Origin of the sequence: Phaeobacter sp. B1627 (genome assembly GCF_006265095.1) — a bacterium.
Classification (GTDB): domain Bacteria; phylum Pseudomonadota; class Alphaproteobacteria; order Rhodobacterales; family Rhodobacteraceae; genus Epibacterium.
This window is the reverse complement of the sequence record NZ_VCNK01000004.1, coordinates 85,634-108,448: the sequence shown is the minus strand read 5'-3', so window position 1 is coordinate 108,448 and position 22,815 is coordinate 85,634. Positions and strand designations below refer to the sequence as shown.

Here is a 22,815-nt window from a genome sequence, read left to right as displayed (position 1 = left end):
TGGCAAAAGAGCGCCCGTCTGCCGAGCAGCAGTGCCGGAAGGCGACGCCATCGCCGCGCTCTGCCCGGTATCATGCGCGAGAGGCCGATCGAGGGCAAGGCATCACAGCCTGCCCTCCCCTTAATTCAAAGAGGCTAGCCTGTTATTACAGCAACCAGATCGCTCCCCGGATCGGCAAGCGCCTCAATCACGTTGAAATGGTGTTTTTCAAGGGCAATGACATGATCCGCCCCCCAGGCCTCGACCAGCCAGATCGCCTGATCGAGAAAGGCAGGTCGCTCCGCTCCGCCGACCCAGACGGTGACATTGGCACCATAGCGGTTTTTGGTCTCGGTCGGGCTTTCCGCCTCAGCCTGTTCGGCGTCCAGTTTCAACTCCCGGTTCATCGACGTCCGCAACAGAGGGCGCAGGTCTGACAACGGCGAAATCGGTACGACCGTCCGGATGCGTTCGCCGACCTCTGGCGGCAACACGGCGGTGTCGAGCATACGCGCCACCAGATGACCGCCCGCCGAATGTCCGGCCAGCGCAATCGGCCCGTCTATTTCCTTGGCGATAACCTGCACCGCCTGTGCAATCTGCCCGGTGATCTCGGCAATGCTGACCTGAGGGCACAGGTCGTATGACGGCATTGCCACCGCCCATCCCTGCGCCAGGGCGCCGACAGCTAGGTGTGACCAGCTCGATTTGTCAAACTTCAGCCAATAGCCGCCGTGCACAAACACAAAGAGCCCTTTGGCGGGGGTTTCGGGCAGGAACAAATCAAACTTATGGCGCTCTCCCTCTCCGTAGGGGAGATCAAGGCGCGCGCGCGCGTGCAGGGAATTGCGGAAATCGCGGGCAGAGGCAGCCCATCGCGGAGGATAGTCCGCAGCCCCTTCTATATAGGCTCCGTTTGCATAGGCGTCGTCGAGTTCCATGCCGCTCCCTTAAACCGTTAAGCTTCTGGACTTACTGCTGTCACTGGACAACATTACCCCCAACTGCTTTGGATTTGCGAGACTCGAATTTGCGGAGGATACGATGCTCGATGCAACAACTGATCTGAAATCGCTTTTGAAGGATCCATCCCTTCTGGAAGCACGCGCCTACATCAACGGAGCCTTTGTAGATGGCGAAGGCACCTTTGAGGTGACCAACCCCGCCCGCGGCGATGTGATCGCACATGTCGCCGACATCAGCCGCATGCAGGCCCGCGACGCCATCTCGGCGGCAAATACGGCGCAAAAAGACTGGGCCAGATGGACCGGAAAGGAACGCGCCGCCGCCCTGCGGAAGTGGTTCGATCTGATGATGGAAAATCAGGAGGATCTGGCAATCATCCTAACCGCCGAAATGGGCAAACCGCTGACCGAGTCACGCGGAGAGATCGCCTATGGGGCATCCTTCATCGAGTTCTTTGCGGAAGAAGCCAAGCGCGTGTACGGCGAAACGATCCCCGGCCACCAACGGGACACGCGCATCACGGTGCTGAAACAGCCGATTGGCGTCGCCGCATCCATCACACCGTGGAATTTCCCAAATGCCATGATCACGCGCAAGGCAGGCCCGGCCCTGGCGGCGGGCTGCGCGTTTGTGGCCCGCCCGGCGACAGAAACCCCACTCTCCGCCACCGCACTGGCGGTGCTCGCGGATCGTGCCGGCCTGCCTGCGGGCGTTTTCAACGTCATCCCGGCGTCCGACGCGTCCGGAATAGGCAAGGAATTCTGCGAGAACCCGATCGTTCGCAAACTGACCTTCACGGGATCGACCAATGTGGGTCGCATTCTGCTGCGGCAAGCGGCGGATCAGGTGATGAAATGCTCGATGGAGCTGGGCGGCAACGCCCCCTTCATCGTATTTGACGACGCCGATCTGGATGCCGCTGTTGCGGGGGCGATCATGTGCAAGTTCCGCAACAACGGTCAGACCTGTGTTTGCGCCAACCGGATCTATGTTCAGGCCGGTGTCTATGATGCATTCGCTGAAAAATTGAAGGCCGCGCTGGAGAAAATGACCGTCGGCGACGGGTTGAAAGGCGATGTGCATTTCGGCCCGCTGATCAGCCAGAACGCCGTCGAAAAGGTCGTGTCTCATATCGCGGATGCGACGGATAAAGGTGCGGAGGTCATTCTGGGCGGCTCACCCTCCGAACTGGGCGGCACGTTCTTCCAGCCCACGATCCTGACTGGCGCGACGCGCGACATGACCTTCGCTCAAGAGGAAACATTCGGCCCGCTGGCACCGCTCTTTAAATTCGAGAGCGAGGATGAGGTGATCGAGATGGCCAATGATACCATCTTTGGCCTTGCATCCTATTTCTACGCCAAGGATCTGAGCCGCGTATACAAGGTGGCCGAAGCGCTGGAATACGGGATCGTGGGGATCAACACCGGACTCATTTCAACCGAGGTCGCACCGTTCGGCGGTGTGAAGCAATCCGGTCTGGGCCGTGAAGGCAGCCATCATGGCATCGAGGACTATCTCGAAATGAAGTACCTCTGCATGTCCGTCTGAGGCGTTCCAATCTGGTAGCGGGGCCTACCCGCTGCCGGACGAAATGGCACAGGCATCATCAAAACTACATGAAGACGTCACACATTCTTTGCGGGACATGGGCAAGGCCAAGGCATTGGAACCAACCCAACAGGAGCCCCCGATGTCCCTGCGCCTTGTGTGCCTGACATCTGTCCTCGCGCTGACCGCCGGTCTTGCGCAGGCAGAGAAATCTTTTAACCGCATAGCATCCTTTTCCGTTATCAATAACATGGCAGACGGAGAGGACACAAATCGCGAATCCTCGCCTGAAATCATCGACGTCACCGCCGATGGGATGACGCTTGTCTATACCGATAGCCCGCTTGGCGCGTTGGGTATGATCGACATCACCGATCCGGCGAACCCGCAGCCCAAGGGCAATATCGCACTGCCGGGCGAGCCGACGTCGGTCGCAGTCATCGGCTCCATTGCCTATGTCGGCGTCAACACCTCGCAAAGCTACACCGCCCCATCCGGCCGGCTGATGGCCTTTGACACCACCACCGGTGTGGAAGTGGCGTCCTGCGATATTGGCGGCCAGCCGGATTCGCTTGCGAAATCCAAAGACGGGGCATTTCTGTCGATCGCGATAGAGAATGAGCGCGACGAGGACCTGAACGATGGCGAAATTCCACAGTTGCCGGCCGGGAATTTGGTGTTGGTCAACACCACAGCCGGGGGCGTTGATTGCGCGAGCCTGAAGATGGTCGATCTGACCGGCCTTGCAGAGGTGGCCCCGACCGATCCGGAACCGGAATATGTATCGGTAAACGGCCTCGGCGAAACCATCGTGACCTTGCAGGAAAACAACCATCTGGTTGTGGTCTCCCGCTCTGGCGAAGTGCTCAACCATTTCTCCGCGGGCTCTGTCGATCTGGACGGCATTGATGCCACCGACGAACGCGGCGCCTTGATCTTTGACGAGAGCCAGAACGGCCGTCGACGTGAGCCGGACGCGGTCACCTGGATTGACGATACCCATTTCGCGACCGCCAACGAAGGCGATTACAAGGGCGGCTCGCGCGGCTGGACCATCTTCAACAAGGACGGCACAATCGTCTATGACAGCGGCGTCGATTTTGAACACGCCATCATCCAGATCGGCCACTACCCGGACAAACGATCCGACGCCAAAGGGGTAGAACCCGAGAGCGTCACCTTCGGGGAATTTGACGGCACACCCTATGTCTTTGTCGGGGCAGAGCGCGCCTCCGTTGTCGGTGTCTATGACGTGACCGATCCGGCGAACCCGGTTTTGACCCAACTGCTGCCGTCGGGCACCGGCCCCGAAGGTTATGTGACGATTGCGGAGCGCGGTCTTCTGGTCTCCGCCAATGAAAAGGACCTGATCGAAGATGGTGGCGCCCGCGCGCATGTGATGGTGTTTGAGCAGCAGGACCGGGCCGCAGTTTACCCCCATCTGACCTCCGCGGGCGCGGGAGAGTTGATCGGCTGGGGCGCGATTTCTGGCATGGTCGCCGACGCAGATGGTATGATCTATGCGGTCAATGACAGCTTTTACGGGTTCCAGCCGTCGATCTTCAAGATTGATCCCGCGCAAACGCCCGCGCGGATCGTCGATGTGACCCGGATCCATCGTGCAAATGGTGACGCGGCCCAGAAGCTCGATCTGGAAGGCATCACGCTGGATGGCAAAGGTGGCTTCTACGTGGCGTCCGAAGGGCGGACCGAACGCGCGATCCCGCATGCGATCTACCATGTGAGCAAAGACGGTCTGATCCAGACCAACAAGGGCGAGATCACCATTCCTGCGGAGCTGATGGCGGTTGAAAAACGCTTTGGCTTTGAAGGTATCACAAAGATCGGCGACACCCTTTGGATGGCTGTCCAGCGTGAATGGAAAGATGATCCGAAAAACCACGTGAAGCTGGTCTCATACAATATCGAGACCAAGGAATGGGGCGCTGTGCACTACCCCAAGGCGGAACCAGACACCGGTTGGGTCGGCCTTTCCGAGATCGTGGCCCACGGCGATCACGTCTACATCGTGGAGCGTGACAATCAGCACGACGACCGCGCGGTCACAAAGAAAATCTACCGTGTGCCGCTGTCCGAAATGGTACCTGCGGCTCTGGGCGGTGAATTGCCCTTGGTCACCAAAGAAGAGGTGCGCGACCTGCTGCCGGATCTCAAATCCACCGGCGGTTATGTGCTCGACAAGGTTGAAGGTCTGGCGATTTTTGAAGACGGCACTGCCTGGGTGTCGACCGACAACGACGGCGTGGATGACAGCTCTGGCGAAACCATGTTCTGGTCCTTCAAGGTCGAGTGATTTCCGACCGAACCACATCGGGAAAAGGGCCCCACCGGGGCCCTTTTTTTCGCCTCGTGCCGCGCGGGGTATGCGGTGTTCGCGGGACCGCCGTAGCGGGGGAAGATATGCCCCCCTCCGCAGGCAATGCCTGCCCGCGTCCTTGCCTGCCTGCGGTATATGGAGATCAGGGGAACAGGGGAAAGCTCACGCCATCTGGCTCTGACCCAAATCGACCTACGGCTGCGACGCGGGCGAAATCACCGGCCACGGCCAAATCAACACCCAGGCCTCTGAGCGCGAAATTCGGGCTTTCCTTTGCGCTCAACCTTGCCTACCGTCGCAATGCCCTGCTCCTGCGGGGCGCTATTCTCAGGGCAGGGTGAAATTCCCTACCGGTGGTCACAGCCCACGAGCGGCCTTTGCCCCTGTCAAAGGTGTCAGCAGACCCGGCGTAATTCCGGGGCCGACGGTCATAGTCCGGATGAAAGAGAATGGAGAGTCCCTTGCCACCGCCCGTCTGGGGCGGCATGTGCGGGCCTGTTCGTTTGCCTTGGGTCACATGCGTGCTCAAGAAAGGACAAAACGCAGATGACTCACCCCCTTTCGACTCCACTTCACGCGGCTTGCCTGATGGTGATCGCAGGCGCTTGCTTCGCAGTGGTCAACGCGATCCTTCAGGCGGTCACGATGATGCATGGTGCCGCCGCCCCCACAATCACCTTCTGGCAGTATTTGATCGCGCTGCTGTTCTACATCCCATGGATCTGGCGCAACCGGTCGGCGGTGCTGTCCACGCGCCAGTTCGGGGCACATGTGCTGCGCGTTGCACTCGCGGTCGGAGGCGTTCAGCTCTGGACTCTCGGGCTTGCCCATGTGCCGATCTGGCAAGCGATCGCCCTCATTCTGCTGTCCCCTTTCTTCGTCACCATCGGTGCCGCGCTGATCCTTCGGGAACAGGTCTCCGGACATCGCTGGGCGGCGGTAGTGCTGGGTATTCTGGGCGGTATGATCATTCTTGCCCCCTGGTCGGACCGGTTTCAGGTCGCTGCTCTTTTGCCGGTCGCCGCCGCTGCTCTCTGGGCCGCCAGTTCGGTTGTCACCAAGCGGCTGACGGATCGTGACAGCACCGAAACGGTGACGATCTACCTCCTCCTGCTCCTGAGCCCCGCCAACGCAGTTCTCGCCGTCGGCACCGGCTTTGCCGTGCCGATGGGTACCCTATGGCTGGTGATCGGCGCAGGGCTGCTGACGGCGCTGGCGCAACATAGTCTGGTGCGCGCCTACACGCTCGCGGATGCCGCGTTCCTGCAGCCGTTCGACCATCTGAAGCTGGTATTCAACGTCGGCCTTGGTGTGCTGGTTTTTGGTTTCATGCCAGACGGAAATATGTGGCTCGGCACCGCGATGATCCTCATTGCCAGCGCCTATTTGCTGAACCGCGAGGCCCGACGCCGCCCGGCCTCAATCACGCAGAGTGCGTGATACCAGATCGGCGAAGACGTCGGAAAACTGGTCGCATGCGCCCTGATAGGTCGTGCGGCCAAACATCCGTTGCAATGTGCCCTGCGCGGTGAAATGCAAGGTCGCCGCGCCCAGCAGCTGCACCACGACCGCCAGCGCCCCCTGCACGCCGGCCTCTTGCCATTTCTCAGTGGCCTGAACGGTAGCCACCAGACTTTCGAGCACAGTCTCCAGCGAGGAACCTGCCCGCTCCTGTGGCTTCAGCGCCTGATCCGTCAACTCGCGGTACAGCAATTGGGCAGAGGTGGCATCATCGAACAGATGCGAAAAAAGAGCGGCAAAGAAAGCCTCCACCTGATCTTCGGGCGGGCGCCCTTCTTCCATTGCATCAAACAGGATCTGCAGGATCTCGCGCGCGGTTTGCTCGACCGCCAGTGCATATAGCCTGTCCTTGCTGCCAAAGTGATGCAGCAACGCCTGTTTTGTCAGGCCGAGGTCCTGGGAAATCGCCGCAATCGAGGCTCCGGCATAGCCATGCGCCGCAAAAAGCCTGCGCGCACTGCGGATCAATTGCCTCCGTGTGGTGCCATGCTGCGACGCTGATTCACTCATACGCTCATTAGGACAGAGGCCGCCCTGCCGCACAACCTACCAAATGGTAAGGACAGCGCAAAAACGCAAATAGAACGCCCCCGGCCGGACGACCGGGGGCGCATGGACCGGGAGCGTTTGGGCTACGTCACCCTTTCACCCAAGAGGTCAGTTTACGGGGCTTGCCGAGATTTCCTTCGGCTTGGAATTGACGGCTGAGGCAATCTCGATCCGGCGCGGCTTCAGCGCTTCGGGGACCTCGCGCACCAGGTCGATATGGAGCATACCGTCGGCATGGCTTGCGCCATCGACCCGCACATGATCCGCCAGAGTGAAGCGGCGCTCAAACGCACGGGTTGCGATACCGCGATGCAGGTAGGTGCGCCCGGCATCCTCCTCTGCCTTGCGGGCCGAGACGATCAACGCGTGTTCCTTGACCTCGACATGCAATTCGTCTTCGGCAAAACCGGCAACGGCGATCGAGATCCGATAGGCGTCATCGGCGGTCTTTTCGATATTATACGGAGGGTAGCTGGGTTGCTGGATATCCGAGCTCATAACTCGGTCCATCAGGTCGGCAATCTGGTCGAAGCCGACAGTTGCACGGTGGAGCGGGGCAAAATCAAATGTACGCATGGTTCATCCTCATCTTTGAGCGATAACTTGCTGACATGCCCTCCCTTCTCGGGACGGGCGGTTCACGACCGGAGCCCAAGTCTTGGCACCCCGGTCACCCTCTCAGATAGGCAAGCGGACACCGGTTTCAAGAGGCCGACGGGTCAGCGGGAAATGAATTTCGCCCCCATATTGTCCCGGCGCGGTTCCCCGACCTGAACACGGCTGACACCCTGCGGCAAGCGGCTGCCGAGATGGGTCGCCGTCAGTTGCGCTTCCAGTAGTGCGAGTTCCCCGGCCAGAGACGCACCGAGAGAGACCGCCTTGCCGTCCACCCGGGCCTTGGCGGACACCACGGAGACAATGCGCGGCCGATCCCCGTCGAAAGAGAAAACCGGCGCCCCGGACGCGCCGAAGTCAACATCGCAGGACATGATCAGCACACCGTCCTGACGCGCCATGACCGCGCAGACCTCCTGTAGCGACGGCGCCTCGGAGCGGTCATGCGCATAGGACACAACCCCCACGCGAGCGCCGCGCCGGGGGCGCGCGTCGGTTTCAAAAGGGGTCACCGTCGTGTTGCGGATCGGGCGTTGCAACTGCAACAGCGCGATATCATTGCGCACCCGTGCGGCCGACAATGTCCCGTCATACACATAGGACGGATGGACAACAGCGCGTGTCACTGCGCGATAGGCGGATGCGCGACCGTTGCGAAATCCGGCAAGAAACTCGATCGTCGTCGGATCAATCTGCTGCAGCGTCTCCCGGTCAAAGAGGCAATGCGCGGCGGTCAGCACCAGATCAGGCGCAATAAGGGCACCGGTGCAAAACCCTTCGCCCTCCCGGTCCAGCCGACCCACGGCTTCCCACTCGCGACCGGCATCGGTGGTTTCCAGACTTTGCAAGCGGCTGTCGTCCGCCGCCAGCCCCCCGGAGGAAGCAAAAGAAAGCGCAAATACAATAATCATTCGCAACAAGGGCAAAACCGGTACGCTCCACATGTCCAACATGCAGGCCAACCCGCATTCCGGAGATCATTTGACACGCCAGTCCGACTCGCGCATCCCAATGTGATGCCGTCTGATGGGCTCTAGCGCAAGATCGGAACCGCAGGGATCGCCCGGTCCACGGTGAGCGCAGGCGGTTTGGGTCCGCCCGTTGCCCAGTCCAACAGCTCAACCGTGTGCACGATCGGCACCGAGCTGGCCGAGCCGATCTGCATCATGCAGCCAATATTGCCGGCCGCGATGATGTCTGGTGATTTCGCCTCCAGTGTCCGGACCTTGCGGTCCCTGAGCTGCGCGGAAATTTCAGGTTGCAGCAGATTGTAGGTCCCTGCGGACCCACAACACAGGTGACTGTCGGCGGGCTCCACCACATTGAACCCGACCCGTTTCAAAAGCGTCTTGGGATGGGTCTTGATCTGTTGCCCATGCTGCAATGAACAGGCCGCGTGATAGGCGACGGTCAGGTCCTGTGCGGCGCCCTCCGGCAGCTCCAGTTGCATCAGGAGTTCCGACACATCCATTGCCAGGCCCGACACCGTAGCCGCGTCCTCGGCCAGGGCCTCATTGCGAAACATATGGCCGTAGTCCTTGACGGTGGTCCCGCAGCCAGATGTGTTGATGACTATCGCGTCCAATCCCTTGCCACGCTTTTCTGCCATCCAGGCGGAGATATTGCGGGCGGCAGAGCCATGGCTTTCCTCCGTTCGGCCCATGTGGTGCGTCAAGGCACCGCAACACCCGGCACCTTCGGCCACGACAATCTCGCAGCCCAACCGGCGCAAGAGCCGGATTGTGGCATCGTTGATATCCGTGTTCAGCGCTTTTTGCGCGCAGCCCGTCATCAGCGCCACCCGTTTTCGCGGTGGCCCGTCGGCCGCAAAGCTCTGCGGGTCATCGTTGCGACTGACCGGCGGGATGTCCTTTGGCGCCATGTCCAGCATCGCGCGCAGACGGGCGTCCGGCAGGAACGACCTGAACGGGCGCGCGATTTTCGCCCCCAGCAAGGCCAGGCGGAACCGGTTTGGATATGGCAGGATCCGCGACAACAGCCAGCGCAGGACCCGATCCATCACGGGGCGTTTATAATGCTGGTCGATATAGGCGCGCGCATGATCGACCAAATGCATGTAATGCACCCCCGACGGGCAGGTAGTCATACAGGCAAGGCAGGACAGACAGCGGTCCACGTGCTTTACCGTTTTCTCATCCGGCACCCGTTCATTTTCCAACATATCCTTGATCAGATAGATACGTCCTCTGGGACTATCCAGCTCGTCCCCCAGAACCTGATAGGTCGGACAGGTGGCAGTGCAAAATCCGCAATGCACACAGGTCCGCAGGATGTCATTGGCACGTTGCGTTCCAGGGTCCCGAAGCTGCTGTTCCGTGAATGTCGTTTGCATCTGCTTATCCCATCAGTCCGGGGTTGAGGACGCCTCTCGGGTCAAACTGCGCCCGCAACCCGGCAGAAAGCGCGGCCAGAGGAGCGGGTTCCGGGTGATGGCGGGAGACAGTATTCGTATTTGATGTTGCCCGGACGAGCGTCGCATGTCCGGGAACCGTCATTTTGGCACGCACGTCGTCTCCTTCGGGCATCAGAGCCCAGACCAGCCCTCCCCCCCAATCACAAAGGGTGCGTGTTGCAGCAAGTGCCGGGATCAGGTGGACCGCATCCGTTGGCTTGACCGAAATCCGCCAGACATCCCCTGGGCGCCCGGCAAAGTCACGGACATCCCGAATGTCGCGCCAGAGCGAAGCGCTGTCAGTCAACTCTTCGACCTCCCCAAAGACGCGGAGCCGTTTGTCCAGCTCTCTGGCACGATATGCCACCGACGCCGCAAATCCCTCGAGCCTGACATAGGCCGTCTGAGCCTGCGGATCATAGGCCGCACCAGTCACATCGAAGGGCGAGCCAAGCGCAGCGGACAGGGCCCGTACACCGGATGCCAGATCGATGTTACGCACCGCCAGTGTCGTCATCGTCTCAGCAAGGGGCAACACTTTCAGCGCCACTTCGCTCAACACCCCCAGCGTGCCATGCGCGCCTGCCATCAGCTTTACCAGATCATAGCCGGTGACGTTCTTCATGACCCGACCGCCATTGCGCAGAACCTGCCCGCGTCCGTCCACAAACCTCACCCCCAGCAAAAAGTCCCGCGCCGCCCCAACCTGGATGCGACGCGGACCCGAGACATTGGCCGCAAACACGCCCCCCATGGTCGGCTCGCCTGCAGTGCCCAACACCACACGGTGATCCATCGGCTCAAAGGCCAATTGCTGGTTCTCCCCCCGCAACAGAGTCTTGACCTCCGCGACCGGCGTCCCAGCCTTCACAACCAGCGTCAGGGAGCCCGGCTCATAGAGCGTCACCCCCGCAATACCGCGCGTGCTGAGAACGGTCCCGGAACCACTGCAGCCGCGCGTGTCACCGCCCTGGATCCACAAAGGTCCCGATGCCCCGGCGATGCATTCGGCCAGATCGGCCTCGCTCTGAGGTGTCATCATTTTCATCTTTTCATAAATACCTTGGGGGTTCGGGGGCAACGCCCCCGTTATTGCGCGGCCAGGGACGGGCCGCGGCGCGTGTCCGTCGTCGACAAGGGAAAAACCTTGGCGGGGTTCAGCAACCATTTGGGGTCAAACACATCTTTCACCCGCAATTGGGCCTCGATGTCGTCGGCAGCATATTGATGCAACATCAGATCCCGCTTCTCGATACCAACCCCGTGCTCGCCGGTCAGACAGCCACCGACCTCCACACAGAGCTTCAGGATCTCGGCGCCGAAGGCTTCGCAGGTTTCGAGATCTCCCTCCTTGTTGGCATCAAAAAGGATCAGCGGATGCATATTGCCGTCGCCGGCATGGAACACATTGGCGACCTTGAGACCGAACTCTCCGCTCAACGCCTCAATACGGCGCAGAACCTGCGGCAGAGCCGAAACCGGAATGGTTCCGTCCAGGCACATGTAGTCATTTATCTGCCCCATCGCACCAAAGGCCGACTTCCGGCCCAACCAGATCCGGGCGGCCTCCTCTGCATCGCCGGCCTCGCGCAGCTCCACCGGGTTGTGGCGGCGCGCTATGGCCGTGATCAGCCCCAGTTGATAGGCAATTTCCTCTTGGCTGCCTTCGACTTCGACAATCAACAACGCTTCGCACATCGGATAGCCCGCCCTGGCAAAGGCCTCACAAGCCTCGATACAGGGCCGGTCCATGAACTCGATCGCGACCGGCAAAATGCCCGCCTTGATGATGTCCGAGACACAGGCCCCCGCGACCTCATTGCTGTCAAATCCGATCAGAACGGGGCGCGCGCCTTCCGGTTTGCGCAGAATACGGAGCGTGGCCTCAGTGACCACCCCGAGTTGCCCCTCGCTGCCGCAAATAACCCCAAGGAGATCAAGCCCCCCCGCATCCAGATGAGCGCCGCCGACCTCAATCACGGTGCCATCCATCAGCACCATGGTCACGCCCAACAGGTTATTGGTGGTCACACCGTATTTCAGACAATGGGCGCCGCCGGAATTCATCGCGATATTGCCGGCAATCGCACAGGCAAGCTGCGACGAGGGGTCCGGCGCATAGAAGAAATCCTCTTCTTCGACGGCGCCAGAGACAGAAAGATTGGTCCGCCCGGTCTGCACCCGGATAATGCGGTTTTCGTAATCCGTCTCCAGAACCTCGGTCATGCGGGCGACGCCCAGGATCACGCAGTCCGCCGTCGGCAATGCACCGCCCGCCAGAGACGTGCCGGCGCCTCGGGGCACCACCGGGACACCGGCCTGGTGGCAAATCCTCAGGACCGCAGCCACCTCCTGCGTGCTGCGCGGCAATACCGCCAACATCGGCGGGCATTTATATGCGGTCAGTGCGTCGCATTCGTAGGCGCGGGTCTCGACCTCGTCCGATATGATCGCATCGTCGGGCAAGACGCGCTGCAGTTGCGCGATCAACTCGGCCTTCCGGGCCAGGATGGCGGCATTTGGGGACGGCATCTCCATGCGGGCTCTCCTCTTTGGTAAAATAATATTACCAATTTATACCCTCTGGCAAGGGCGAACTGACTGGGATAGGGTCAATTCATGATTTGGATCGACCGGCTCAACCTCTTTTCTACGTGGGATTTCATCGCTCTGACCTGCTTTGGGCTAGGCTGGATCTGGATCGGCTGGCGGATCGAAAACCCCAGCCCGAAACGCCCTTCGGTGTCCTTTCTGATGGCCAACTTTCGGCGCGAATGGATGCAGGAGATGGTCAGCCGCAATCCGAGGATCTTCGATTCGCAAGTGATTGCCTCGCTGCGTCAGGCCACGGCATTCTTTGCATCGGCGACCATGCTGGCGCTTGGGGCAGGGCTGGCGCTGGTCGGCAACACCGATCAATTGGCCGGGGTCGCGCAGGATCTGGCGCTGGAAAAGACCCCCGTCTTCGTGTGGGAGATCAAGATCCTTCTGGTGCTGGCCTTCCTCACCAATGCCTTTCTCGGCTTTGTCTGGTCGCACCGCCTGTTTGGCTACTGCTCGGTTTTGATGGCGGCGGTCCCGAACGAGCCCAGCGATCCCCGCGCCTATCCACGCGCGCGACAGGCGGCGGAAATCAACATCACCGCGGCCCGCAGCTTCAACCGGGGGCTCCGGGCGACCTACTTCTCGCTTGCGGGCCTGGCCTGGCTGGCTGGTCCGTTCGCATTGATCACGGCGACGATCATAACGCTGGGAGTTTTATTTCGCCGGGAGTTCATCTCCAAGTCGCGCCGGATCCTGATGCAATCCGAAGCGGACACCACCACTCCCACAAAGCTGTGACCCGGCCGTCACGCGGTTCTGAAGCGATGTGCCCGACGGGATCACACAGGTGCCAGGTCCCCTGCAATGTCACCGGATCAGCGCCACAGGATCAGCGTCACCGGATCAGCGTCGCAGGCGATCGTCTGCGCCCTGCCACAGCGAGGGTGTCAGACCCTGTGATAGGGGCTACCGGACAGGATCGTGGCTGCGCGGTAGACCTGTTCGGCCAACATGACCCGAACAAGCATATGTGGCCAGACCATTTTGCCAAAGGACAGGGAGAAATCTGCCTCGCGCCGCAATGAGGGATCAATCCCGTCAGCTCCGCCGACAATGAATGCCACATCCTGTCGCCCGGTATCGCGCCACCCGGCGAGCCGCTCGGAGAAGTCCGGCGAGGAGAGCAGCTTGCCGCGTTCGTCCAGCGTGCAGATCACCGCCCCTTTGGGCAAGGCCTTGCGCAACAATTCCGCCTCGGCCGCCATTCCGGCGCCTTTCTTGTCCTCAACTTCGACGATGCGCGCAGGACCAAGCCCCAGCGCCCGGCCAGTGCGCTCAAAGCGCTGCACGTAATCGTCGATCAGCGTTTTCTCCGGCCCCGCCCGCAGGCGTCCGACCGCGCAGATATGAACGCGCATGCTATTGGTCCTGATTATCGGATGCAGAAAGCGGCAGGTGACGCAGGGCACAAAGTGGAGCCGGGTCAGGCTGTGCCCGACCCCAATGTCCCACCCTTCAAGAAGCCGATCAGCTGGCGGCTGCGCCTGCGGGCAACCACATCTTTTCAATCTGGTAGAATTCGCGCACTTCCGGGCGGAACAGATGCACGATGACATCGCCAGTATCGATCAGAACCCAGTCACCTGTATCCTTGCCTTCAACTTTGCACGAAATGCCGAACTCGTGTTTCAGCTTCTCGGTCAGTTTCTCGGACATGGCGGCAACCTGACGGGTCGACCGGCCCGTTGCCACGACCATATAGTCACCAATAGACGTTTTGCCGCGCAGATCGATCTGCGTGACGTCTTCGGCCTTGTCATCATCGAGAGAGGTAAGAATGCGCTCCAACAGGTCTTCACTGGTGAAGGGCTGATGTGCAGAAGCGGCCATCACGGCTGCTCCGGTGGGGGCGGCAGCTGCCGCCTGAAGTTGGGGTGCCAGGACATTGTCCTCCTTGCTGCGCGCCGCCGGTCCCCCGGCGCTGGGGTCCCCTCCAATGTAGCAAGCCCGGGCCGCCTTTTCAATCAAGCTTCGCTGCAGACCCGCCCTGCGCCTGTGATGGGGCTTCGGTGGCCGCCTGCACGGGGATCGCGTCGTTGAGCAGCCGGAATTCGCGCTGTGGGAAGGGTATCGAGATGCCCTCGGCCTTGAAGGCATCCCAGAGTGCGAGAAAGACATTGCCACGGATATTCGTCAAACCGCCGGTCGGGTCACTGATCCAGAAGCGCAGCACATAGTCCACGCTGCTGTCGCCAAAGCCGACGACATGGCATACCGCCCGCATGTCGTCCTTTTCCAGCACCCTGTCCACGGTCATGGCGGCGGCAATGGCAATCTTGCGTACTTTATGCGGATCGTCGTCGTAGCTGGTGCCAAACTTCAGATCGAGACGCACGTAGCGGTTGGAGTGCGACCAGTTCACAACCTGCGAGGTGATCAGATCCTCGTTCGGGATCAGATATTCCCTGCCATCCCGGGTCACAACCGATACGTAGCGCGCGCCCAGGGCATTGATCCAGCCAAAGGTCTCGCCCAGTGAAATCACATCGCCCGGCTTGATCGAGCGATCCATCAGAATAATGATGCCCGAAACAAGGTTGGAGACCACTTTCTGCAGCCCGAACCCGATGCCGACGCCGATCGCACCGGACAGAACCGCCAGACCGGTCAGGTCAAACCCGATAGAGCGGATGACGATGGTGAAGGCCACCCCGTAGAGGACAACCTGCACAGCCTTGCCTGCCAGAACCTGCATGGAAGGCGACAGGTCTTCGTTCCGGCGCAAGCCCCGCTCGGCCAGACCGGACGCCGCGCGCGCGAAAGCCAGCATGGCAGTCGCGAGCACCACCGCTTTCAGCAGAACCAGAAGAGACAGATGCAGATTTCCGAAATCGATGGCAACAGAATCAAGGATGGCCGCGGCGTCATCGACCCAGTTGAAGACCGCAAGCGTCACATATCCCCACAACAGCCAGGTGGCGAGTTTGCGCAGACTCGGGTTGGCAATGAACCGAGAAATCAGCGCAATTGCGAGCCAGGCGAACGCCAGTTTTGCAGCCGCTCCGATCAGATAGCTCCGCGAGGGCCAGGTCACCTCCTGCATCACGAGGTAGACCCCCCAGGACATCAGCGTGAAGTAGATGAGCGTCAATCGCCGCAGGACCTGAACCAGGATCCGAAGCCGCCACTTTGGCCAGCCCTCTCGGGTGCGGGCCCAGTTATCCCATTGCTTGTATGTGACGAAACGCAGAGCGACGGCAGCCATGATCAGGCCAAGCACGATCAACACCTGGTACTGGCGCCATCCCGGAGTGATCAGCATATCCCAATAACGTGCGACGACGGCTATGATGGACTGCACAGCCCCGAACACGGTGTCCGACAGAACATTCTGCTCCATTGCGATCCTCCTGAAGGCCCAGCATTCCTGCCAATGATGCCGGATGCAAGGGAAACCCGGTCGGCGGATGGGGGCGCGGCAGAACGAATCTTGATTGTCGGCCTGCGCACATATATGCCACAGAGCATGACTCACGTATTGGCTCAGACGATTGCCATCCAGGACCGCGCGCGACTGCGTGAGCGGTTTTTTGGTGCCGCCCGCACGGTTCTTGCGCGCCTATAACGCCCGCAGCCAGACCAGTTACGCTAGCTCATTTACCCACAATACGGGAGAGGACCGATGTCCCCCAAAACGCTTTATGATAAAATCTGGGATGCACATGTCGCGCATGAGGCGGAAGACGGCACCTGCCTGCTGTATATCGACCGCCATCTTGTGCATGAGGTGACCAGCCCGCAGGCCTTTGAAGGCTTGCGCATGGCCGGTCGCAAGGTGCACGCCCCCGACAAGACAATCGCCGTGCCGGATCACAATGTTCCGACCACAGCAGGGCGCGACAACCCCGACCAGATGCCCGAAGACAGCCGCATCCAGGTCGCAGCGCTGGACACCAACGCGCGCGAGTTCGGCGTCCATTACTACCCGGTGAACGACATCCGTCAGGGCATCGTGCATATTGTCGGCCCCGAACAGGGCTGGACCCTTCCCGGCATGACCGTGGTCTGCGGGGACAGCCACACCGCCACGCATGGCGCATTTGGCGCGCTGGCGCATGGCATCGGCACATCCGAGGTCGAGCATGTTCTGGCCACGCAGACGCTGATCCAGAAGAAATCGAAGAACATGAAGGTCGAGATCACCGGCAAGCTGAGCCCCGGTGTCACGGCAAAGGACATCGTCCTGACCATCATCGGCGAAACCGGCACCGGCGGCGGCACCGGCTACGTCATCGAATATTGCGGAGAAGCCATTCGGGGCCTGTCGATGGAAGGCCGCATGACCATCTGCAACATGGCGATCGAGGGCGGCGCCCGCGCCGGGCTTATCGCGCCGGACGAAACCACCTATGCCTATGTCAAAGGCCGCCCGCATGCGCCCAAAGGCGCCCAGTGGGAGGCCGCCGTCAACTGGTGGAGCACTCTCTACTCCGATGACGACGCTCATTTCGACAAGGTACTGACGATCCGGGGTGAGGATATTGCGCCGACGGTGACCTGGGGGACATCTCCCGAGGATGCCCTGCCGATCACAGCCAATGTCCCCTCCCCCGATGACTTCAGCGGCGGCAAGGTAGACGCGGCAAAACGGGCGCTGGATTACATGGGCCTCACCCCCGGCATGAAGCTGACCGATATCGAGATCGATACCGTGTTTATCGGCTCCTGCACCAATGGCCGGATTGAGGACCTGCGGGCGGCAGCCGAAGTGCTCAAGGGCAAACGGGTCAAGGATGGCATGCGCGCCATGGTTGTTCCCGGATCCGGCCTCGTGCGGGCGCAGGCCGAAGAGGAAGGGCTTGCCGAGATCTTCACCGAGGCCGGTTTTGAGTGGCGCCTGGCGGGGTGCTCCATGTGCCTGGCCATGAACCCGGATCAGCTGAGCGAAGGTGAGCGCTGCGCCTCGACCTCGAACCGGAACTTTGAGGGGCGCCAAGGCTACAAAGGCCGCACCCATCTCGTGTCGCCAGCCATGGCCGCGGCTGCGGCCGTCACCGGCAAGCTGACCGACATCCGTGATTTTCACTAGGGAGCCCGCGCTATGAAAAAGTTCGAGACCTTTACCGGCATCGCGGCGCCCATGCCGCTCGTGAATATCGACACCGATATGATCATCCCCAAGCAATTCCTGAAAACCATCAAGCGGTCAGGCCTCGGCGTGCATGCCTTTGACGAGATGCGCTATGATCGTCAGGGGGTTGAAAACCCTGATTTCGTTCTGAACAAGCCCGCCTACCGCGACACCTCCATCCTCGTGGCAGGTGATAATTTCGGCTGTGGCTCCTCACGCGAACACGCCCCTTGGGCGCTGGCGGATTTCGGGATCAAGGTGGTGGTGTCCACCTCTTTTGCCGACATCTTCTTCAACAACTGCTTCAAGAACGGCATGCTGCCGATCGTTTTGCCACAAGAGCAAGTCGACCTGCTGATGGCAGATTCAGAGCGGGGCGAAAATGCCCGGATGACCGTTGATCTGGAGGCACAGGAAATCACCACCTCTGATGGCGACGTGATCAAGTTCGATGTCGATCCGTTCCGCAAACACTGCCTTCTGAACGGACTCGACGATATTGGTCTGACCTTGGAAAAGGCCGACGCGATCCAGGCGTTTGAAGCCGGGGCGGCGCAGGCGCGCCCCTGGGTCTGACGGTTTTCCATTCTTCCTACCATTGACCCCAAAAGGGCTGTCCCGTTGTGGGCAGCCCTTGTTTTTTCAGACGTACATCGCGTCGCGCCACAGTTTGGTCCAATTGCCCAATAAACGAACGACGGACTCGGCATCGCAAGCCCCGATTGCCCGCTGCGCACTCCAGACCTGATAAGTTGATGTTTTATCAGCCGAACGTTGATGCATCAGCGCACCACTTCGGCCCAGCTCATTCAAATTTGAGATATTTCCTTAACCCGATACTTGAGAAAAGGCGCGACGGCGTGCAGGATTGGGGCAAAAATGAGGCAGAGCAGTCTGGTAGATTCCAGGGTGCTTCATACCGGGTCATCCCACAAAAATCGGGAGGCCCCAGGGTGAAGGGAACGAACAGTGCTTGCACGCATGACAAGCGCGGCAATCCGGGGACTATTGGTGGCATTGCTGATCGTGCTGCCATCTCTGCTCCTCCCGGCCGCGGCAACGCAATCTCCGGAAGTTGTGGCTCTGACGGGCCTGCTGGCCGGCGGGTTGATATTTGCCGAGTATTTCTCTCACTTCCCAAGCTTTCTCGAATTTCGCAATGCCCCCCCGCTGAACAGAAGCCGGTTCATTTTTGTCGCGCTGTGCATGATCCTGCTGAGCTTGCTGGCAGGGCATCCGTTTGATCCGACCGGTTTGACCGCACTCGTCAACAAGTTGGCGTTCTCCGTCGGTCATGCGCTTGATTTCCCCTATTCTCCTGTCCAACTGGCAAGGTTGATGATGCCTGCCCATGTGCCTCAATACACCGTTGACCTGGTGCAGGCGGCGGCTGGATTGGCCTATTTGATTTCTCTGATTTCGATTGGCTTCTTTGCCTGCCTGATCCGGTTCCGCAACTGGCCGCTGTCCAACGGAGCGTTCAACGTCTGGGTGAACCTGCCGCTGTTCGACCCCACCACCGGCGGCGATGTGGTCACGCGGCTGCAACGGGACGCCAAAATGCATATTATTGGCGGCGTGCTGATGCCCTTCGTGCTGCCCGCGCTGGTGCAAATGACGTCCAGCATCTTTGACCCCGCGCTATTGGGCAGCCCGCAACTCATGATCTGGTGCATCACAGGCTGGTCGATGGTTCCGGCCAGCATGATCATACGCGGCATGGCGCGTCTGCGGGTCGCCGACCTGATTGAGCAGAAACGGCGCTCCTTCGCCCACGACAAGGACCTGCAGGCAGTATGAGACACCGGGCAGCCCTCCTGCTGCTCTGCTTTGCGATCTGGACAGATGCGGCGCGCGCCGATGTCATTCGGGTCGCCACCTTCAATACCGAGGCGAGCCGCAAAGGCCCCGGGCTGTTGCTGCGGGATCTGAGAAAAGGGCAGGATCCACAGCTTGCCGCCATTATCGCCACAATCGTTGCGGGCAACGCCGATATTCTTGCGGTGCAGAGTCTGGATTGGGACCGGGAGCTGAGCGCCTTGGGCGCCCTGCGGGACCAGCTTTCCGATGCTGGCCTGACATATCCCTACGGCTTCGCTCTGCGCCCCAATGCCGGGGTGCCGTCCGGCCTTGACCTTGATGGGGACGGGCGCCTGGGAGAACCTGAGGACGCTTGGGGCTGGGGCCGCTTTACGGGCCAGGCCGGCATTGCCTTGCTGTCAAAATATCCGATTCATCAGGAGCGGGCTCTCGACCTGACCAATCTACGGTGGAAGGATATCCCGGATCACCGGATGCCGCTGACTGACGACGGGAGCCCGTTTCCCTCTGCCGATGTTGCAACGGAACTTCGCCTGTCCTCCACCAACCATTGGGCGGTTCCGGTCGCGCTGCCCGACAGCCCGCCGCTATGGGTGCTCAGCTTTCATGCGGCCCCTCCGGTGTTTGATGGTCCCGAAGATCGCAACGGCCGGCGCAATGCCGATGAAATCCAACTCTGGCTTCATCTTCTGGACGGTTCACTGGACGGTTCACTGGGCGTCGGCCCGGCAAGCACAATCGCTGCGCCTTTCGTGATACTGGGGGACGCCAACAATGATCCCGACCGCGGCGAGGGGCACAAGGACGCGCTGCACAGCCTGTTGTCGGACCCAAGGCTTCAGGATCCGATTGCGGCGGATGCGGAGGGACCCCATACCGTGGTCTGGGAACGCACCGGCCCGATGCGGGTCGACTATGTGCTGCCCTCTGCCGGTCTCGATATTGTGGCCTCGGGCATCCTGCGCAGCAAAGGCAGTCGTCACGGGCTGGTTTGGGTTGATTTCCGCCAATAATCCAGCGTCAGGTGTAGTATAATTGCGCAGCTATTGTTGACCCGGCGACATCGGCCCGCTACCCCCTTTGCCAATACGTCAAAGGAGTATTTGCATGTCAAACCCATCGATTCTGATCCTGCCTGGTGACGGCATCGGCCCAGAGGTCATGGCCGAGGTCAAGAAAGTCATTTCCTGGTTCGGCGCCAAGCGCGACATTCAGTTCGATGTGAACGAAGATCTGGTGGGCGGTGCGGCCTATGACGCCCACGGCACGCCGCTCCATGACGACACCATGGCAAAGGCGCAGGAGGTCGACGCCGTGCTGCTTGGCGCCGTCGGTGGCCCGAAATATGATGCGCTCGACTTTTCCGTCAAACCGGAGCGCGGCCTGCTTCGTCTGCGCAAGGAGATGGACCTGTTCTCGAACCTGCGCCCGGCCCAGTGTTTTGACGCGCTCGCGGATTTCTCCTCGCTGAAAAAGGACGTCGTCGCGGGCCTCGACATCATGATCGTGCGCGAACTGACCTCTGGCATTTATTTCGGCGAACCGCGCGGGATATTCGAGGAAGGCAACGAGCGCGTCGGCATCAATACCCAGCGATACACCGAGAGCGAGATCGACCGCGTGGCGAGATCAGCCTTTGAGCTGGCGATGCGTCGCGGCAAGAAACTCTGCTCGATGGAAAAAGCCAACGTGATGGAAAGCGGTATCCTGTGGCGCGAAGTGGTGACCGAAGTCGCCAAAGACTACCCCGAGGTCGAGCTTTCGCACATGTATGCGGATGCAGGCGCGATGCAGCTCTGTCGCTGGCCCAAGCAATTCGACGTTATTGTGACCGATAACCTGTTTGGCGACCTGCTCTCCGATGCGGCAGCGATGCTGACCGGCAGCCTTGGCATGCTGCCCTCTGCGTCACTGGGTGCACCGATGGCAAACGGCCGTCCGAAAGCGCTGTATGAGCCCGTGCATGGTTCCGCTCCGGACATCGCCGGGCAAGGCAAAGCCAACCCGATTGCCTGTGTCCTCTCATTCGCAATGGCCCTGCGCTACAGCTTTGATCTGGGCGCCGAAGCCGACCGCGTCGAAGCAGCGGTTGAGGCCGTTCTCGCCAACGGGGCACGCACGGCCGATCTGCTGGGAGAGGATGGCGTGACGCCGGTCTCCACCGCGGAAATGGGCGATGCAATTCTGGCAGCACTCGACGCCAGCCTCTGACGTCCGGCCGAATCCAAACAATTTGAGCACCCTCAGGGCCGGAAATTCTCCGGCCCTTGTCTTTTTCAGAGGCAAAAAAATTTCCTTTGGTGCGGCACTCCCCCTTGCAACAGCCCACCTCGCAGCGTTAGCGCTATAGATACGGCCGCCGTGCCGCCCCTTTTTCAGCCACTCCGGTGACAGAATGAACATCAAAGCTGCTATATTGGCCCTGATTGCCTATGCGATTTTCTCAACCCATGACGTGGTGGTGAAATTCGTGAGCGCCGAAGTCTCTGCGTTTCAGATCGTCTTCTTCTCCAGCCTGTTGTCCTTTCCGCTTCTGACGATGCTGATGGTGCGCGACGCGACGCCTGGCACCCTGCGCCCCAAGCACCCGATCTGGACCGCGTTGCGATCGCTCTCTATGTCTGTGGTGCCGGCAGCTGCTTTCTATGCCTTCTCTGTCCTGCCGCTGGCGCAGACCTACGCCCTGCTGTTCGCGACGCCGTTGCTGATCACCATCCTGTCGATCCCCGTTCTGGGCGAGCGCGTAGGCCTGCCCCGGATAGGAGCCGTTCTGGTCGGTTTTGCCGGCGTCATGGTGGTATTGCGCCCCGGTGAAACCGAACTCGGCCTCGGCCATGCGGCTGCGCTCCTGGCGGCCTTCGGCAGTGCCTTTCAATCCGTCATCCTGCGGAAGCTCAGCTCTGTCGAGCGCCGGGTTGTCCTGATGTTGTTTCCGATGCTCACGACTGTTGTGGTCATGGGGCTTGCACTTCCCTTCGTCTATGTCCCGATGTCCGGCGCAGAGCTGAGCGGGCTCGCGATCATCGCAGTGTTCGGCTTCTGCGCGACTTTGCTTCTGGTGAATGCCTATTCGATCGGCGAAGCGGCCATCGTCGCGCCGATGCAATATTCGCAGATCATCTGGGCCACGATATTCGGCCTCATCCTGTTTGACGAAAAGGTCGATCTCCTGACTTTGGTGGGTGCCGGGATCATCATCGCAAGCGGCGTCTTCATAGTCTTGCGAGAGGCCCGTGGAGGCCAATCCAACAACACGCCGGTGTTGCGCACCCGCGGCCGTGCAGTGACCAGCGGGGGCCTCAATGTCTCGCTCTTTCTAAAACGCAACGCGGCGGAAGATCGGTCGGAATAGGGCTTGCCAAATACAGAGCTGAGCGGTAATTCACG

20 protein-coding genes and 1 riboswitch are annotated in these 22,815 nt (G+C 60.5%); of the genes, 10 read left to right on the top strand and 10 right to left on the bottom strand.

What is annotated here, in order from left to right; translation table 11 throughout:
• Positions 1–134: 134 nt before the first annotated feature.
• Positions 135–920, bottom strand: coding sequence for an alpha/beta hydrolase (locus tag FGE21_RS02785; RefSeq protein WP_139661466.1), 786 nt, complete (start codon positions 918–920; stop codon positions 135–137).
• A 103-nt stretch (positions 921–1,023) separates the two neighbouring features.
• On the opposite strand from FGE21_RS02785, the gene FGE21_RS02780 reads away from it, so the two are divergent.
• The 3 genes from FGE21_RS02780 (at position 1,024) to FGE21_RS02770 (ending at position 6,274) form a co-directional block, all read left to right on the top strand.
• The gene (locus tag FGE21_RS02780; protein ID WP_139661465.1) at positions 1,024–2,496 is read left to right on the top strand and encodes an NAD-dependent succinate-semialdehyde dehydrogenase; all 1,473 of its coding nucleotides are present in this window, start codon (positions 1,024–1,026) and stop codon (positions 2,494–2,496) included.
• A gap of 142 nt (positions 2,497–2,638) precedes the next feature.
• Positions 2,639–4,810, top strand: a complete 2,172-nt coding sequence (locus tag FGE21_RS02775; protein WP_139661463.1) for an esterase-like activity of phytase family protein — start codon at positions 2,639–2,641, stop codon at positions 4,808–4,810.
• A 343-nt stretch (positions 4,811–5,153) separates the two neighbouring features.
• Positions 5,154–5,289, top strand: a riboswitch (FMN riboswitch).
• Positions 5,290–5,380: 91 nt separating this feature from the next.
• Positions 5,381–6,274 (top strand): DMT family transporter, encoded by an 894-nt coding sequence (locus FGE21_RS02770; RefSeq protein ID WP_139661462.1) that lies wholly within the window; start codon positions 5,381–5,383, stop codon positions 6,272–6,274.
• On the opposite strand, the gene FGE21_RS02765 is transcribed toward FGE21_RS02770, so the two are convergent.
• The 6 genes from FGE21_RS02765 to FGE21_RS02740 form a co-directional block, all read right to left on the bottom strand.
• On the bottom strand, positions 6,254–6,865 hold the full coding sequence (locus FGE21_RS02765) for a TetR/AcrR family transcriptional regulator (RefSeq protein ID WP_139661460.1): 612 nt from the start codon (positions 6,863–6,865) through the stop codon (positions 6,254–6,256). The genes FGE21_RS02770 and FGE21_RS02765 overlap by 21 nt on opposite strands.
• 147 nt (positions 6,866–7,012) lie before the next feature.
• Entirely contained in the window at positions 7,013–7,480 is a 468-nt protein-coding gene (locus FGE21_RS02760) for an Hsp20 family protein (RefSeq protein ID WP_139661459.1), read from the bottom strand.
• A gap of 143 nt (positions 7,481–7,623) precedes the next feature.
• The gene (locus tag FGE21_RS02755; RefSeq protein WP_255731302.1) at positions 7,624–8,430 is read right to left on the bottom strand and encodes a serine protease; all 807 of its coding nucleotides are present in this window, start codon (positions 8,428–8,430) and stop codon (positions 7,624–7,626) included.
• 122 nt (positions 8,431–8,552) lie between these two features.
• On the bottom strand, positions 8,553–9,872 hold the full coding sequence (gene glcF, locus FGE21_RS02750) for a glycolate oxidase subunit GlcF (RefSeq protein WP_139661457.1): 1,320 nt from the start codon (positions 9,870–9,872) through the stop codon (positions 8,553–8,555).
• A 4-nt stretch (positions 9,873–9,876) separates the two neighbouring features.
• Entirely contained in the window at positions 9,877–10,971 is a 1,095-nt protein-coding gene (locus tag FGE21_RS02745) for an FAD-binding protein (RefSeq protein WP_139662038.1), read from the bottom strand.
• Positions 10,972–11,021: 50 nt separating this feature from the next.
• On the bottom strand, positions 11,022–12,470 hold the full coding sequence (locus tag FGE21_RS02740; RefSeq protein WP_139661455.1) for an FAD-linked oxidase C-terminal domain-containing protein: 1,449 nt from the start codon (positions 12,468–12,470) through the stop codon (positions 11,022–11,024).
• Positions 12,471–12,551: 81 nt separating this feature from the next.
• On the opposite strand from FGE21_RS02740, the gene FGE21_RS02735 reads away from it, so the two are divergent.
• Positions 12,552–13,274, top strand: coding sequence for a DUF599 domain-containing protein (locus FGE21_RS02735; RefSeq protein ID WP_139661454.1), 723 nt, complete (start codon positions 12,552–12,554; stop codon positions 13,272–13,274).
• A 149-nt stretch (positions 13,275–13,423) separates the two neighbouring features.
• Here FGE21_RS02735 and rlmH read toward each other — a convergent pair whose 3' ends face one another.
• The 3 genes from rlmH to FGE21_RS02720 form a co-directional block, all read right to left on the bottom strand.
• Entirely contained in the window at positions 13,424–13,894 is a 471-nt protein-coding gene (gene rlmH, locus FGE21_RS02730) for a 23S rRNA (pseudouridine(1915)-N(3))-methyltransferase RlmH (protein WP_139661452.1), read from the bottom strand.
• A 109-nt stretch (positions 13,895–14,003) separates the two neighbouring features.
• Complete coding sequence (rsfS, locus tag FGE21_RS02725; protein ID WP_139661450.1) at positions 14,004–14,366, bottom strand: ribosome silencing factor; 363 nt, start codon at positions 14,364–14,366, stop codon at positions 14,004–14,006.
• 130 nt (positions 14,367–14,496) lie between these two features.
• Positions 14,497–15,876: a mechanosensitive ion channel family protein gene (locus FGE21_RS02720; RefSeq protein WP_139661449.1), complete on the bottom strand. Its 1,380-nt coding sequence runs from the start codon at positions 15,874–15,876 to the stop codon at positions 14,497–14,499.
• A gap of 282 nt (positions 15,877–16,158) precedes the next feature.
• Here FGE21_RS02720 and leuC point away from each other — a divergent pair, with 282 nt between their 5' ends.
• The 6 genes from leuC to FGE21_RS02685 all read left to right on the top strand — a co-directional run bounded on the left by leuC (position 16,159) and on the right by FGE21_RS02685 (position 22,780).
• Complete coding sequence (leuC, locus tag FGE21_RS02710) at positions 16,159–17,565, top strand: 3-isopropylmalate dehydratase large subunit (protein WP_139661447.1); 1,407 nt, start codon at positions 16,159–16,161, stop codon at positions 17,563–17,565.
• Positions 17,566–17,577: 12 nt separating this feature from the next.
• Positions 17,578–18,183 carry a 3-isopropylmalate dehydratase small subunit gene (gene leuD / locus FGE21_RS02705; RefSeq protein WP_139661445.1) on the top strand — a complete coding sequence of 202 codons (606 nt, stop codon included), beginning with the start codon at positions 17,578–17,580 and terminating at the stop codon, positions 18,181–18,183.
• A 393-nt stretch (positions 18,184–18,576) separates the two neighbouring features.
• On the top strand, positions 18,577–19,407 hold the full coding sequence (locus tag FGE21_RS02700) for a hypothetical protein (RefSeq protein ID WP_139661443.1): 831 nt from the start codon (positions 18,577–18,579) through the stop codon (positions 19,405–19,407).
• Positions 19,404–20,441, top strand: coding sequence for an endonuclease/exonuclease/phosphatase family protein (locus FGE21_RS02695; protein WP_139661442.1), 1,038 nt, complete (start codon positions 19,404–19,406; stop codon positions 20,439–20,441). The genes FGE21_RS02700 and FGE21_RS02695 overlap by 4 nt, the downstream gene beginning before the upstream one ends.
• A 94-nt stretch (positions 20,442–20,535) precedes the next feature.
• On the top strand, positions 20,536–21,639 hold the full coding sequence (leuB, locus tag FGE21_RS02690; protein ID WP_139661440.1) for a 3-isopropylmalate dehydrogenase: 1,104 nt from the start codon (positions 20,536–20,538) through the stop codon (positions 21,637–21,639).
• Positions 21,640–21,823: 184 nt separating this feature from the next.
• Positions 21,824–22,780, top strand: coding sequence for a DMT family transporter (locus FGE21_RS02685; protein ID WP_139661439.1), 957 nt, complete (start codon positions 21,824–21,826; stop codon positions 22,778–22,780).
• Positions 22,781–22,815: the final 35 nt, after the last annotated feature.

What these genes read in the sequence shown, in the direction of transcription:
- FGE21_RS02735 (WP_139661454.1), top strand. Translation starts at nt 12,552, where the DNA reads ATGATTTGGATCGACCGGCTCAACCTCTTTTCTACGTGGGATTTCATC.
- FGE21_RS02780 (WP_139661465.1), top strand. Translation starts at nt 1,024, where the DNA reads ATGCTCGATGCAACAACTGATCTGAAATCGCTTTTGAAGGATCCATCC.
- FGE21_RS02760 (WP_139661459.1), bottom strand. Translation starts at nt 7,480, where the DNA reads ATGCGTACATTTGATTTTGCCCCGCTCCACCGTGCAACTGTCGGCTTC.
- rsfS (WP_139661450.1), bottom strand. Translation starts at nt 14,366, where the DNA reads ATGGCCGCTTCTGCACATCAGCCCTTCACCAGTGAAGACCTGTTGGAG.
- glcF (WP_139661457.1), bottom strand. Translation starts at nt 9,872, where the DNA reads ATGCAAACGACATTCACGGAACAGCAGCTTCGGGACCCTGGAACGCAA.
- leuB (WP_139661440.1), top strand. Translation starts at nt 20,536, where the DNA reads ATGTCAAACCCATCGATTCTGATCCTGCCTGGTGACGGCATCGGCCCA.
- FGE21_RS02755 (WP_255731302.1), bottom strand. Translation starts at nt 8,430, where the DNA reads ATGATTATTGTATTTGCGCTTTCTTTTGCTTCCTCCGGGGGGCTGGCG.
- leuD (WP_139661445.1), top strand. Translation starts at nt 17,578, where the DNA reads ATGAAAAAGTTCGAGACCTTTACCGGCATCGCGGCGCCCATGCCGCTC.
- FGE21_RS02745 (WP_139662038.1), bottom strand. Translation starts at nt 10,971, where the DNA reads ATGACACCTCAGAGCGAGGCCGATCTGGCCGAATGCATCGCCGGGGCA.
- FGE21_RS02720 (WP_139661449.1), bottom strand. Translation starts at nt 15,876, where the DNA reads ATGGAGCAGAATGTTCTGTCGGACACCGTGTTCGGGGCTGTGCAGTCC.
- FGE21_RS02695 (WP_139661442.1), top strand. Translation starts at nt 19,404, where the DNA reads ATGAGACACCGGGCAGCCCTCCTGCTGCTCTGCTTTGCGATCTGGACA.
- FGE21_RS02685 (WP_139661439.1), top strand. Translation starts at nt 21,824, where the DNA reads ATGAACATCAAAGCTGCTATATTGGCCCTGATTGCCTATGCGATTTTC.
- FGE21_RS02765 (WP_139661460.1), bottom strand. Translation starts at nt 6,865, where the DNA reads ATGAGTGAATCAGCGTCGCAGCATGGCACCACACGGAGGCAATTGATC.
- FGE21_RS02785 (WP_139661466.1), bottom strand. Translation starts at nt 920, where the DNA reads ATGGAACTCGACGACGCCTATGCAAACGGAGCCTATATAGAAGGGGCT.
- FGE21_RS02740 (WP_139661455.1), bottom strand. Translation starts at nt 12,470, where the DNA reads ATGGAGATGCCGTCCCCAAATGCCGCCATCCTGGCCCGGAAGGCCGAG.
- rlmH (WP_139661452.1), bottom strand. Translation starts at nt 13,894, where the DNA reads ATGCGCGTTCATATCTGCGCGGTCGGACGCCTGCGGGCGGGGCCGGAG.
- FGE21_RS02770 (WP_139661462.1), top strand. Translation starts at nt 5,381, where the DNA reads ATGACTCACCCCCTTTCGACTCCACTTCACGCGGCTTGCCTGATGGTG.
- leuC (WP_139661447.1), top strand. Translation starts at nt 16,159, where the DNA reads ATGTCCCCCAAAACGCTTTATGATAAAATCTGGGATGCACATGTCGCG.
- FGE21_RS02775 (WP_139661463.1), top strand. Translation starts at nt 2,639, where the DNA reads ATGTCCCTGCGCCTTGTGTGCCTGACATCTGTCCTCGCGCTGACCGCC.